The organism is Rhizobium tibeticum (assembly GCF_900110205.1).
Taxonomy (GTDB): domain Bacteria; phylum Pseudomonadota; class Alphaproteobacteria; order Rhizobiales; family Rhizobiaceae; genus Rhizobium; species Rhizobium tibeticum.
The window spans coordinates 92,624-105,532 of record NZ_FOCV01000023.1 but is presented as its reverse complement, the minus strand read 5'-3'; the positions used below and the strand labels follow the sequence as shown (position 1 = coordinate 105,532).

Sequence of the window (12,909 nt, the reverse complement as noted above, 5' to 3'; positions counted from 1 at the left end):
GGTTCTTCAGCCGCGCAATTTCGTCACGCAGAAGCTGGTTGTCGACCTTCAGCCGTGTGTTCTCGATCCTGAGCTGGTCGTTCTCGTCACGAAGCTTTTGGTTTTCGGCCTCGAGCCTCTCGATCCGGATGTCTGCCCGATCAGCCCGCTCTACCAGACCTGTCACCAGCTCTCGCAACGCCTTCAGCGACAGCGTGTCGGCATGCTCGATCATGGGAAGGCGGCGCTTCGTCATGAAGGAAGAATCTCATGATTTACAAAAAACAGGAATCCCTTCTGCCACCAAAAATGCTCCAGGTACCCAGTTGCGCCCGGAGGAGGAAGCAGCTCGCGGTCTTGACGAGCTCATCACCCGTTCGCCGGCGGGGGATGGTCCGAGCGCCTGTAATTTACCCAGCCTGCGCTGCGTTGTGGATCGACCGCGAACTCGTCCATTGCGAGGAACCTCGTCCTGCATGACGCCAGCGGCAACTCCCGCATACCTCGAGCTCACCAGCGTTGCGGTGTTGCGCACCGTCGACGGATTATCACCCAGCCGCCGATACGCGCTCAGCGCCGAAGGTCCGTCCAGCTTGCGCGGCGAGGATCACATGAGTGACTTGTCACTTGCGTCGCACAGACATCATCACCCACGCCAGGGGGGCGGCCCGGCAGGGGAGGGGCGCGCCCTGAACCCAACACACGGCGATGAATGCTCACGCAAAAGGATTTAGGGCCAGGAACCGAGGAAGCTCGGGCACCAGGTGCGGTGGCGGGAGAGCACACAGGTAGAATCGGAGTAACGAAGACAGAGATTGGGAAGGTGGCAAAGCCTAGATCTAGATTCGATCATTCGCAGTTACCATTTCTAGGGTAACGTGGATGAGGAGTGGCGAAAATGGAAAGCGCAAAGGGGTTTCGCGACTGCAGCCTCAAAATGGAAATCATTCCTCCGCCCCGATGCCCGAAGCGTCGTCGGGAATCGGTCACCTGCCTATGCTGCAGAAAGCAGGTTGCATTGTCGGAGGATAATTCGATGGAATACGGCATCTGCGAGGAATGCATAAACCGACCATAAAATCGACCTTTTAGTCCTCACTGTCGTCGGATTAGCGATCTTGTAGCCGATAAGCTGAAGAATAGGCAGGATGCGCCGTCGTTGACGTTCATCATCTCGCCGAGCCTCATCTACGCTAGGTGAACGTCAGGATCTGCTGCCGCTCGGCGAAATCGATCACTTCGATCGCGACGACCTCTCCTTCCTCATCCTGAACCGTGATTTTCCGCGGCCTTTCGACGACATGCGTCATGCCCTTGACCGAAAGCTCGAGCATGTCCTCCTTGGGTTCGTACGTCGCCCCCAGCAGAGGGCTGGACTTCACAAGGATCTGATCGCCAACGGTCGCGCCCACGACTTCGATTTTGATCTCCTTGCTTTGCACGGCTTCGTGGAGATGCGAGAAGTAAGTCGCCCATTCGGCCTTTGCGAGAACTTTCAATCCCATTTTCCTACCTCCTACTGTCCACTCCATCCCGCAGCAACCCGCTCCTGAGAGCAACGCTTCTGCAGTGCGCGACATCTGGACAACCATCGTCCTTCTCCCAAGCTCTTCCGGTGCCGGATCCCGCAAACGCGGATAACGCGGCGACGACGACGACCACGCCGCCCATGATGACTGCGCTCAATCGTCCAAGAGGCGGGCGAACTGATGGCCGGCTCGATGGACGTGGCTGCTACAAGCCAGGGAGCAAGAAATACTAAAACTCCCGCTGCTGTTATCAATGGGCTTGCCAGCGCGGTCCGTTCATTTTGTCCTCCGTTCGTCCGTAGGTTCAGTCTCAAATTTCGCCTGCTGCAGTCATCGGCCTGCAGCAATGGTGGCGGGTGCTCGGGCGCACACACCTGTGCCGAGGTCAGCCGGCCTTGATCTCGATCTAGCGATCATTCCGCTTCGAAGTGGGGCTCTTGGGAAGCGTCACTTTGAGAACGCCCTTCGCGAAAACCGCGCTGACTTTGTCAGCCTCGATGGCGTCGGGAGGCCGGAAGGAGCGCTGAAACGAGCCGTAGTGACGTTCCGAAACGTGATACGCCTTTTCCTGTTGGGTGGATGTCAGCTTATCGCCGCCCTGCGTATTGTCTTTGACGTTAGTCAATGTTTGTTGGTGAGGGCAAAGAAGAAATATCGTGCAAGCGGCCGATGAGACGTTGGTCCACCTGTCTGGGTGACGTTCGGTTGTCTCAGGGGCGAACACCGAAAACGTGGCTGGAAACCGTGCTTGCACTCTATATCATTCAAACTCGAACACTGGTTTGTGCAATGCTCAATAGTATTGACGCCTTCGCTTATGTTTGGGCGTCACTCCATGCGCTGTCCGGCTCTCCGTATTTTCAAGGAGAGGAATATTGGGTGACGGAGTTTTGCGAATCCTACAGCGAAGCCGTTAGATTTCGCGACAGATGCGGACTTCCGAGCACGGTCAGTTGGTGGCAGAGTATGGCCAGTTGTGCGCCGACCTGGAGCACGACGCATAGCCGACGGTCGGAACCGGTTAGGAGACCTGGTCGCTAGTAGATGTCCTTGCCACAAAGGCCCACGAACTCTGTCTTGAATCCTTGTTTTCGCGCGTTCTTCAGCAGCCGGTCTGCGCTCATTATGTCAAGACGCATGCTTCCGGCGAAGCAAGGGCGAAGCGCGCAGCAAAGTTCGTGGGCGGCCCAGTTTTGCGCCCGTAACGAGATCATGGTCACGACCCAGTGGTCGTCATCTGACCGATCAAGCAGAATATCCACGTCCCTTGTCCTCGCATTGCTTGGAGCAAGGGAGCAACTGGGAATGAGGTTAGGATTGGCGTTGAGGGTACGGGTTGCGATATGGTCTATTTTGCCTTCCTCCTCGTCGTCGCAAGCGCATGGAATTCAGTGAAGCCGATGCTCCATTTCTATCGCGAGGTAGGGCAGGAGTCTTTGATCCAGGTCAAGGCAGGTGCGTTCGGTGTGTTGCTGATTAGAGTTACCTTTCGATAAATGGAGGCTGACGTGAGGGCGATGATGCTTGACAGAGTTCGGACGCCTCTGCGCCTTGTCGAACTGCCGGATCCGTCGCCGTCAGCGGGACAGGTCTTGATCAGGGTTGAAGCTTGCGGCGTCTGCCGGACAGACCTCCACGTGTTCGATGGCGATCTTCCAGATCCAAAGCTTCCCCTGATACTTGGCCATGAGATCGTAGGGATCGTCGTCGCGCTAGGATCCGGCGCGCCAGAAACGTTGCTAGGTCGAAGGGTTGGCGTGCCGTGGCTTGGTCACACCTGCGGCAGTTGCTCGTTTTGCTGCGGTGGAAAAGAAAATCTCTGCGACGCTCCGCGTTTCACGGGTTATACCCTCGACGGCGGGTTTGCGACACATGTTGCCGCCGATGCAAATTACGCGTTCGTTTTGCCGGAGAGCTTGGATCCGATTGCTACTGCGCCGCTTCTTTGTGCGGGTTTAATCGGCTGGCGATCACTGACGATGGCGGGTGACGGGAAAACCATCGGGCTATATGGTTTCGGTGCCGCCGCTCATATCTTGGCGCAAGTCTGCCTCTGGAAACAGCAGGAGGTCTATGCGTTCGTCCGGCCGGGAGACGACGAAGGAAAGCGCTTTGCATTGGAAATGGGAGCGGTATGGGCGGGATCGTCTGACCAAGTTCCGCCGAAACCGCTCGACGCCGCCATCCTTTTTGCTCCCGCGGGCGAGCTGGTACCCAAGGCACTGGCTGCCGTTCGGAAAGGCGGTACGGTTGTCTGCGGCGGCATCCACATGAGCGATATTCCTGCCATGCCCTATCGCCTACTGTGGGGGGAGCGACGAGTTGTGTCGGTGGCTAATCTTACCCGGACTGATGCTCACGAGTTCCTGGAGGTCGTACGAGCAGCTAACATTCGAACGGTCACAACCCCTTATCCCTTGGCGCAGGCCAACGATGCACTGGCAAATCTGCGAGCAGGTCGTCTAAATGGCGCGGCCGTCCTTGTAACTTAATCCGCATCTGCCATGGAGAGGAAATTATGCTGCAGACACCAGCGCCTTAGTGCTAGCGATGGTGGCAAACGCCTTGAAGAGTCGGCGATGACTTCACGCCATCGCGCCCATCGACGAGATTGAGATCGGGTCCGCGCGCGCGATTTACTGGGCCGCTGAAGCCGGGAGTCTGCTCCACAAGTCATTGAAGGAAATGCTGTCGAAGAACGCAGATGCGTCCACGATCTTCCCGTCCTGGAGATCAAGGAACCACGCATAGGTGTTCGTGTACGGTTTGCCGTCCCGCGCGGTTCCGCTCGCATCGAACAACACTACCACCGTATCACCTTCCTGTGCCTATCCGCGGCAGGCCCGACGGCCGTGGGTGTAGCCGTCATTCGTTGCAGGGGGGCTTCATCTTGACCTTCCTCGCTTCCATCAGGCCATGACAGCAAGAAGCCCGCCGGGGCGGGCGAGCTTCCTAACGCGTTACAAGAGAAACTGACCGCATCTCGGTCGGCTTCATAAAACCACAACCGCTCATTGTTGGCACTTCGTCCATTAGACGTAGATTGCCTACCTTTCGGTGAAAAATTCGGGGTAATAAACCAGTCCGGATCTGGTCAACACCGATCTATGGGAGGGATTTGTACCGCTCTGGGAGGATAGCCACAACCTCAATCGCTATGCCAGCTATCGAGACCACCACCAAGAAGATCAACGGCGGCAAGAACGGCTTCGACGATCGCCGCGAGCATTCGGCGCTGGCGCCGGTCGTGCCGGGCCTGAAGCAGACCGTGATCCGAAAGTTTCAGGCATCGAAGGGGCTGGTTGCGGGTGTCGATGACGCGAGGCACGCGACATGGCTGCCGAGGTTATTGGGATCGGAAGCATGGCGCTGGGTGTCGCATTTGCCGACGTCATCCGCCACATTGTGATCGCTCTCATCGCCCGATAGGAGAGCGAACATTACGTTGAGACGATAGAGTCAAAGCCTGCCTTGAGGTTCGGCCCAAGCCTGCAAAGGGAAGCCCCAGGATGGGTTGGCGAGGGGCTTCCCTTTCTATCCTGCCTATCAAAGATCAGGACACCATGAGACTACTCCAATCATGGGAGCGCGCCAGTCGGTCCAAAGTCCTAGTCGAGCATCGAGGAGAAGGTTCAGAGCCGCGTAAGCATCGCAAAGCTGTCGAGAGCCTGGCCCCTCAACGCATCCTGCCTTGGCGACAGGACACCAGTGAGACTTCAGGCGGGCTGAAGGAGGGTTTACCTAAAGTCGTTCCATGAGTCAGCGCCGTTGGCATAAGTGCCATCGTACTGTCATGGCGATGGGTTGGGGAGAGAATTCGTCACGGCAGGTCGAGGCCCGAAGCAGCAAAATAGGACTGCACCTCGTCCTCGAGCTCGATGCAGAGTCGCTCGCATTCCTCCAGGAGCATCTTGTCGCCATCCTCAGCACGCAACTTCTCGCGGAACCTGACTGCGTCGCCATAGTTCTCGATGTCTTCGGTCCACCGGTGTGCAATATGGGCATAGGGACGGAGGTGTGGACGGCGCATGAGAAGGGCCGCCAATCCATAGCGAAAGCTGTCGAAGTGTGCGGATTCCATCTTCCAAGAACCCTTTTGCAATGAAACAGACGCGGCCTTAAATGCAAGCAATGCGAGAATATAAACGTCAATATCGCTGATTTGTTCCACAAGGTTGCAAAAAAATGCCCCGCGGAGAGCGCGGGGCTTAAGGGATTGTGTGGACATCGAGAGGAGTTACGTTCTCAACGCGGTGCAGAAACTCCGTGCGAGAAGGTTTGTTCCGCGGACTCCTATTTATTTTGTCCTGCCTAGACAAACGAATCACTTGGCACTTTACTAATCCGCGAGATGTCAAGGAGTTTCGAAATGGACGCCGATCTTCCTGTTTTCATCAAGCCTATGCAAGTCGAGATCGATGGCATCGGACGGTATCGAAAGGCAGAGACCGTCCAACAACTCGCCGGCATGCTTTTAAGCGGCAAATGGCATCATCGCGGCGGCGCCAAATACCATAGGGCGCTCATGCGATCGATCGAGGCCATAGAGTTTTATGTCGACGGCGAAACCGCTCGCGCTGCATTTGTCGATGCCGCCCATGAGGCAGGCATGCATATCCTGCCCGACGATATGGCCAAGATGAAGAAGGCCAGCTAGTGCGAGACCGCCACGTTCTCAGCCGCTTCAGGCTGACACCCAGGAGCTGCGTTCGCGCGCCCAAAAGCCGCGTGACCCTTCCTTCCCCTTGATCCAATGCCGGCTCGCATAGACGCCATGCCTTGCTCTTCTTGCGCCGCGTGCGCCAATCGAGATTGGATTTGCGAGATCAAATGCGACGGGTATGCATCGCGGTCTCCTCAACGACGGCAATGTCCCGGTTCTCACCCGAAGCGGCCATGACTGGCCACACCGTTTCCCGGCGATCGAAGGTACTGCCAAGCGGCTCGGCGTCGGTACTAAGCGATCCTGCAGACCACCTTCGCATCACGGGCCGCTGCAAGAAATGCCGACTGGGCCTCTCCTTCGGTCACCGCGCCCGTCGCTGTGCCAGCGCACGTCTCCATGGCTAACACGAAGGCGGTGCCACTAACGACCGGCCAATTCGTAAACAGTAGATCAAGGGCGTCTTCTGCGGATCCGATAATGTGGAACGCTTGGTTGCGCTCAACGATTACGGCGATCCACCCAGGTGCCGACACAGGCTCTCCGATTCGAAATTGGAGTGATGGGCTAAATGGTGGACCGCGCAGTTAGCCAGCGTGTGGCATGAGGGAAGGAAATCTTACTTGGCGATCCACTCGGTGAACCGTCGTAATGGCTAGGAGTTCCATGCTACTTGCTCCCGGCGCCAGAAAGTCGGTTCGAGAGTAAACCAAGCAACTCTTCCGATGTTACCGAAGGGTGTGTTGAAAGCAGTTCGAGGGCAAGAGCTGCAGCTGCACGGGCTGAAACCCCCTAGGGATCAACACGCTGGCTCGCGCACCATGCCTGGATGGTAGACGTCACCGTATCAAGTTGTTCGTCAGTGAGGTCGACCTCGGTGAGAAAGTTCATCAAATGGCTCCTGTCATGGCAAGAGCACTTGTGATCTCCCAATCGGCTCTGCCCGGGAAAAACAATGGGGCCAACCCCGCGAACGATACGCTGATATAGGTCGGTAGCAAGTGAATTCATGGTCGTCGCATGCGTTCAGCGTGAGACATAACAGGCAAAAAGCATAGTGATTAGGCGAGCTGTCGCTCTGTCTCACACATCTGCAAGATCATGATTTTGCTCGCTTGCCATACTCCGGCATATGGCACCCCGTAAGGGGCAGTGAACACCAAACAGGCCTCTGGAGGCCGAAACCCCTGGCCTGGCGGCGCACTTCCTGAAAGCGCACGCAACGGGAACCTATAACACCGTCGAGGATGTCGGAAATTTGGTGGCCTTTCTGCCTTCGAACAAGGCGGCCGCGCTGAGCGGAAGCGAAATTATCGCTGACCAGGGCATGTCGAGCCGGCTGGAGCATTTTCAGCCAATAGCCGGCACCTCGTCTGGAACGGTCTCCTGAGCACACCACGTCTGCCGGGTCTGCGGTTCAACCCCCACTCGAGGTGGACGCAATTGACTGCGCCGACCGTGTCGGGTTGACTAGCCAGCGAAAGCTGCCGATTCAGTACGTCCCCATGGAGCACAACGCACGATACGAGCAGGCCGCCACTGCAGGAATCGGAGTGCGGAATCGACGCTGGCGCCAATTCCAGGTACTCGGACCGCTGAGCATCACTATTCGCAGCTCACCGACCCAGAGTACGTCATTGCCATGAATAGACTATCGCCTTAGGTCCGCTAGCAGTACAACTCCAACGCGCTCAAGGCCGAAGCGCAGACCGAAAGAGACGTGTATGTCGACAGCAATTGCCATACTCGGCGGCGTCGGGCTCTTCCTGCTCGGCATGACCGTCATGACCGACGGCCTGAAGGCGTTGGCGGGATCCGCCCTGCGCACCGCCCTCGGCAAGGCCGCGGCCACGCCGCTCTCAGGTGCCTTCTGGGGCGCCATCGTCACACTGCTCGTGCAGTCGTCGAGCGCTGTAACGATGACGACGATCGGTCTCGTCAGCGCCGGCCTTCTGACCTTTCCGCAAGGACTCGGTCTCGTTTTCGGCGCCAACATCGGCACGACGGGCACGGGCTGGCTCGTGGCACTGATAGGCGTGCGCGTCTCGCTTTCGGCCTATGCGCTGCCTTTGATCTTCCTTGGCGCGCTAGCCAAGTTGCTGGCGGGCGGGCGTATCGCGGCGGCGGGCGGTGCGCTCGCAGGCTTCGCGCTGGTTCTCTACGGGCTGACCACCCTCCAGCAAGGCATGGGAGGTCTTGCGCAGAGCCTGCATCCGTCTGACCTGCCCGCAGTGCTCGGCGTAGCGGGAGTTGGCTGGGTCGAAGGCTCGGTCGGTCTCATGAGCCTCATCGTTGTTGGCCTTGCCATGACCGCGGTCATGCAGTCCTCTACGGCCGCCATCGCCGTTACCATCTCGGCCTTCTACGCCGGGGCGGTGAGCCTGGAGCAGGGTGCGGCTCTGATCATCGGCCAGAATATCGGGACGGCAACGAGCTCCGCATTGGCGGCCATCGGCGCCAGCGCGACGGCCAAGCGCCTCGCACTTGCTTATGTGCTGTTCAAGGTCATAGCCGCGCTTATCGCCATCGCCGCCTTTCCGTTCACGGCGGCGCTGATGAAAGTCTTGTCTGCGTCGGTCGACGGAATGACGCTCCTTGCCGCCTACCACACGGCTTATAACATCGTAGGGGTCGCTGTACTCCTGCCGGCGACGCAGTGGTTCACCCGCGTCGTGGAGTGGCTCCTGCCCGCCAAGCAGACGGCGCTTCAGCGCGCGCTCGATCCAAGCGCACTCGCCAGTCCGGTAGTCGCGGTCGAGACCGCCCGGCGTGTCGTGGCAGACGTCCTCGCGACAACCGCCGCCTCGGTTTCTGCAGCACTTTCGGGCGGAGCCGGCCCAGCGGCACAGAGCACTGCGGCCGCCGCCACGCTCGAGGAGGTGCGGGATTTCCTGTCCGAATTGAAGGAGCCGCCCGAGACGGAGGCCGAGCGGCTCCGCATGACGGGCACGCTACACGCGCTCGATCACGCCTCCCGCCTCGTGGAAGTCATGGAGGAGGGCAGGCTCGAAGGACAGCCGGCCGACTTCGCTCATGATCCTCGTGCCACCGCGCTGTGCACACAAGCCATGCATGCGGCACAGGCGGTCGGTGGCTCGATCACCTCGGAATGCGCCCTCAGCGCGCAGGCGGCTCCCATCGGCTGGAACGTTTCGTCGGAGGTTGCCGCGGCGCTCGCCGAGCTCAAGAGCGCGGCAACGGAGCTCGAAGCCCTGCAGCGAGATCATCGCGCCACCACCCTTGCCTCCGTCGCGCCGGGAGAGCTGACCGCCGCGGATGCCCTTGCGCGGATCGACGCTGCCCGTCGGCTCGACCGGATCGCCTATCATGCCTGGCGTTCGGCGACGCATCTCCTCGGGCACGGCGGGCATGATGGGCTGAGCCGTGACCTCGACGAGAGACGTCTATAACTGTCCAACCGGCGGATAAAGTCGAAAAACCGCGTGGCATCATAAATGATTGCGCAGCCCAGACCCGCCTTGTTTTTTGGTGGGTATAGGGTCAATTGATCGGGGACTGGACCCAAGCCAAAGCGCCGGATTACCCTTTTCGGTGCGAAGCTTCGTATGCAACCGAGCCCGCGTGAGCGATCAATGTGGAACCTTTTACCTGAACTTTGGCGCACGTGTCATGTTGTGCATGAGCTCAGCTGCCGTCGCGAACGGGCCGAACAGCACGATCAGCCTCGCTTCCTCATTATTGTCCAACCGGTGGCGAGCGCAAAATTCCGGCACGCTCCAGACCCTGGTTGCCATGATGGAATCGGCGCCTTCAAGCTCTACTTGCTGCATGAAATCCTCCCCTGACGTGAAGATGCTACTAAAGTCTATTTTAGCTTGCAATAAAATAAGACGCGCTCCCTGAAATCTTAGGGACTTAGCATCGCCTGCGCATCCTCCTGCGACGGACGCGCGACCAGTAGATTAGCCGGACGATTGGAGACCAGCTTGGGATTCGTTGCCCCGACGGATCAGCGTAGACCGAAGAAGCTCAAAATTGCGAGAACGATAACGATTGCGCCGACAAGCCAAACAATGTTGTTCATGGGAAAACCTTCTCCTCTTCGAGCTGCATGAGTATGTAACTCCTGCTCGAGTTTCCTGTTCCATTCCATAACCTGGTGGCGCGGCGGCGACAGGCGATCATGCGGAGAGCAGAGCGAGGTACGCTGGCTCCTCGCCGCGCTTGCTTATTTGAGTTGGCTAAATCGAGTGACGCAAAGCGCCAACGGCTGCACCGATCGCGATACCAATCGCGGTGCCGATGGAGATGTCATGACGTGCGGTCCCGATGACAGCACAGAGGTCAATTCCGACTGCAATTCCAAGTGCCATGCCTTGCCTCCTCGTGACGTGAACGCACGCCGAGCATCGACCCGTAGTAGCAGTCAACTTTCGCACACCGACAGCTTGTACACGCGTAGACTCGGAAAAATCGAGAATCCATATTGTGGATATATCTTCAAAAATGGGCCACGCTATGAGTTCTGGTAAAATTCCGATTCTCCATCTGCGCGGCGATGCCTACGCCCGCGGAAAGCAACACGGCGTTGCATTGTCCACATCGATCCAAACGTCGTTCCTGCGCCTCAGGCGATCGACGGCGGATCGGGCCTGGCTGCGCGCGGAGCGGCGCGCGGCCAACTCCTGGCGGCTGCTTGAGGGTATGGCGCCTACCATTGTCGCGGAGCTCAAAGGCATCGCTGACGGAAGTGGATTGGCTCCGCTTGATATCTATCTCCTTTCCGGTTTCGAGTTCTTCGATGGTGCGGTTGCCAACGGCTGCACTACGGTGGCATGCGCTACAGGGGCTGGCGCGGTCTTGGCGCAAAACTGGGACGCGCTTCCTGGCACGGAAGAGGAGCTCGTTCTTCTCGTCCACGATGGCATTGACGATGACGATGGCGGCCTGATCATGGTGACGTCCCCCGGCACGCTCGGCTGGGTCGGAATGAATCGTGCCGGCTTGGCGTTCGTGACGAACGATCTCATGCTTGATGCTGCCGCCCACGGAATGCCGAGCCTCGTGGTCAGACGCCTGATCCTTAAAGAGCGGCACACTGCCGGTGCGCTGGCGACACTTCGACGGGTCAGCCACATGTCCGGACGCTGCTACCTCCTCGCAGACGCCTCGGCCCAGGTGGACGGTGTGGAGATTTCACCATCAATCGGCCCTGTTGCCCTCACGGGAAGCCCAATCGTTCATACAAATCATCCTCTCACGTCGTCGGTTGCGATCATGGAGGACATAGAAACAGCGGCACGTATCTATCCCTCTAGCCGAGAGCGGCTTCGAGCTGCCAAGCTCCATTGTATCAGTGACGTCGCTGGTATCTGCCGCCTTCTGTCGGACACCAATGGTGCGCCAGACGCGATATGCAAGACCGCGTCCCCGCGAGAACCGACACAGACGGCATTTTCCGTCATCTTCGAATGCAGGAGGCGACGCGCATCGATTTGCCTCGGACGGCCGGACCGGGGCGATTTTCACGCCTTCGACACCGCATGGACCGCGGCGGCCTAGGCCACGGAAAGATCGTTGACGCCCGATCGACGAGCATATTCGGCAAAGCGCGATGCAAGCTCTTCGGCTCGTTCCTCGCATTCATCCGGCCGATACGGACGGCAGTCGTAGCCGATCACCTCCCTCATGATCTTCGACGACGCCTCCGTCATGCGAACAGTGCCGTCATCATCGACACTCTCGATACCGTCGTAGCGCTGGCAGCGCCGGTTGATGTCGATTGCCTCGTCAAGCGTCAGACCGGCCGGCAGATCGACGAGAAAACCCGTCGGCGACACACGGATCGGATAGCCGCCGACAAGACCGAGCGGCCCAGGCCCATGAACAACCTGGCCGGAACGAGAGGCGACCGCATGGAGCATCGCGGTCGCAGAGGATGCGGTGACGGACTGCCCGGCAAGCCCTTTGACCCGCCGGAACCGCCCGGCGACATGAGAAAACAGAACGTTGTGATCAATCTCGGCCGCGGGGACTTCGGCGCCATCAGCATAAATTGTCAGATGGTAGGGAGCACCGTCCGTTCCGCCGGTGCTTGGCATTCGGTAGCTCAGATAGTGATGGGCAAAGAAGCGGATGTCGATCGCTGCTGGATCGCGCCTGAGCATGTAAGCTGCGGCAAGGCGAATACCCGGGACCGCATTTGCGATGTTGCCGATGCCAACCGCAGGGGACAGCCCTTCTGCGGCAAGCGACGCATTGACGACATCAGGATAGGAAGCATTGACGACGACTGCGGGGCTGTCAGCCAGTCGCACTGCCTTCATCAGGCGACGCACGAGGACCTGGTGCATGGGCGTCCACACGCCCCCACGCGCCATGTCCAGAGACTTATATGCCTCAGGAGGTAGTTTGGTGATAACCCACCAACTATGTAACGTGGCCGCATTGAAAATGATGTCAGGCTTGACCTTGTCCAGGCGCTCGGCTGTCTGCTCGATGTTCATCAAATCGAGAGGCATCATATCGACGTGCGGCTCTCGACCGAGATTCATCGCCGTATAGCGCGCGAGATTGACCCGCAGCAACGCGGTTTCGGGTCTTCTCACGCCGACAGTCAAGGCGTAGTCCCGCCCGCTCTGAAGCAGAAAATCAAGAACATCGCCACCCAGCACACCGCTGCCGATAATGAGAATATGGGGTGTTTTCCTACTCGCAGTCATTGCGATCTCCTCCAAGTTTGACAGCAACCAAAAGACGAATTATTGAGCCACCACA

At 58.6% G+C, this 12,909-nt stretch carries 12 protein-coding genes and 2 pseudogenes; 5 read left to right on the top strand and 9 right to left on the bottom strand.

Annotation, left to right across the window (positions count from 1 at the left end; genetic code table 11):
* From BSG20_RS23330 to BSG20_RS23320, 3 genes and pseudogenes are all read right to left on the bottom strand, one after another.
* A pseudogene (locus BSG20_RS23330) lies at positions 1-235 on the bottom strand (IS66 family transposase); the annotation flags it as partial.
* A gap of 937 nt (positions 236-1,172) precedes the next feature.
* Complete coding sequence (locus BSG20_RS23325; protein WP_072378697.1) at positions 1,173-1,484, bottom strand: DUF5335 family protein; 312 nt, start codon at positions 1,482-1,484, stop codon at positions 1,173-1,175.
* Positions 1,485-1,914: 430 nt separating this feature from the next.
* On the bottom strand, positions 1,915-2,133 hold the full coding sequence (locus BSG20_RS23320) for an Hsp20/alpha crystallin family protein (RefSeq protein ID WP_244551819.1): 219 nt from the start codon (positions 2,131-2,133) through the stop codon (positions 1,915-1,917).
* A gap of 883 nt (positions 2,134-3,016) precedes the next feature.
* Between BSG20_RS23320 and BSG20_RS23310 the strand changes: the two genes are divergently transcribed.
* On the top strand, positions 3,017-4,000 hold the full coding sequence (locus BSG20_RS23310) for a zinc-dependent alcohol dehydrogenase family protein (RefSeq protein ID WP_072378876.1): 984 nt from the start codon (positions 3,017-3,019) through the stop codon (positions 3,998-4,000).
* 144 nt (positions 4,001-4,144) lie between these two features.
* Here the strand turns inward: BSG20_RS23310 and BSG20_RS37665 are convergent.
* Positions 4,145-4,330 (bottom strand): annotated as a pseudogene (locus BSG20_RS37665) (nuclear transport factor 2 family protein); the annotation flags it as partial.
* A gap of 335 nt (positions 4,331-4,665) precedes the next feature.
* Here BSG20_RS37665 and BSG20_RS36600 point away from each other — a divergent pair.
* Positions 4,666-4,917, top strand: coding sequence for a hypothetical protein (locus BSG20_RS36600; RefSeq protein WP_083539971.1), 252 nt, complete (start codon positions 4,666-4,668; stop codon positions 4,915-4,917).
* A 411-nt stretch (positions 4,918-5,328) separates the two neighbouring features.
* Here the strand turns inward: BSG20_RS36600 and BSG20_RS23295 are convergent, their stop codons facing one another.
* Positions 5,329-5,589, bottom strand: coding sequence for a hypothetical protein (locus BSG20_RS23295; protein WP_072378878.1), 261 nt, complete (start codon positions 5,587-5,589; stop codon positions 5,329-5,331).
* A gap of 288 nt (positions 5,590-5,877) precedes the next feature.
* Between BSG20_RS23295 and BSG20_RS23290 the strand changes: the two genes are divergently transcribed.
* Entirely contained in the window at positions 5,878-6,165 is a 288-nt protein-coding gene (locus tag BSG20_RS23290; protein WP_072378705.1) for a DUF982 domain-containing protein, read from the top strand.
* Between the two features lie 299 nt (positions 6,166-6,464).
* Here the strand turns inward: BSG20_RS23290 and BSG20_RS23285 are convergent, their stop codons facing one another.
* Positions 6,465-6,707 (bottom strand): DUF982 domain-containing protein, encoded by a 243-nt coding sequence (locus BSG20_RS23285; protein ID WP_072378707.1) that lies wholly within the window; start codon positions 6,705-6,707, stop codon positions 6,465-6,467.
* A gap of 1,188 nt (positions 6,708-7,895) precedes the next feature.
* On the opposite strand from BSG20_RS23285, the gene BSG20_RS23280 reads away from it, so the two are divergent.
* A complete protein-coding gene (locus BSG20_RS23280; RefSeq protein ID WP_072378709.1) occupies positions 7,896-9,581 on the top strand; it encodes a Na/Pi cotransporter family protein in 1,686 nt (561 codons plus the stop codon).
* Between the two features lie 195 nt (positions 9,582-9,776).
* Here the strand turns inward: BSG20_RS23280 and BSG20_RS23275 are convergent, their stop codons facing one another.
* A complete protein-coding gene (locus tag BSG20_RS23275) occupies positions 9,777-9,962 on the bottom strand; it encodes a hypothetical protein (protein WP_072378711.1) in 186 nt (61 codons plus the stop codon).
* A gap of 411 nt (positions 9,963-10,373) precedes the next feature.
* On the bottom strand, positions 10,374-10,505 hold the full coding sequence (locus tag BSG20_RS38445; protein WP_280142203.1) for a glycine zipper domain-containing protein: 132 nt from the start codon (positions 10,503-10,505) through the stop codon (positions 10,374-10,376).
* A 145-nt stretch (positions 10,506-10,650) separates the two neighbouring features.
* Here BSG20_RS38445 and BSG20_RS23270 point away from each other — a divergent pair, with 145 nt between their 5' ends.
* Positions 10,651-11,694, top strand: a complete 1,044-nt coding sequence (locus tag BSG20_RS23270; protein ID WP_072378880.1) for a C45 family autoproteolytic acyltransferase/hydrolase — start codon at positions 10,651-10,653, stop codon at positions 11,692-11,694.
* On the opposite strand, the gene BSG20_RS23265 is transcribed toward BSG20_RS23270, so the two are convergent.
* Positions 11,691-12,854 carry a Rossmann-fold NAD(P)-binding domain-containing protein gene (locus BSG20_RS23265; protein WP_072378713.1) on the bottom strand — a complete coding sequence of 388 codons (1,164 nt, stop codon included), beginning with the start codon at positions 12,852-12,854 and terminating at the stop codon, positions 11,691-11,693. The two genes, BSG20_RS23270 and BSG20_RS23265, sit on opposite strands and share 4 nt — an antisense overlap.
* Positions 12,855-12,909 lie beyond the last annotated feature (55 nt).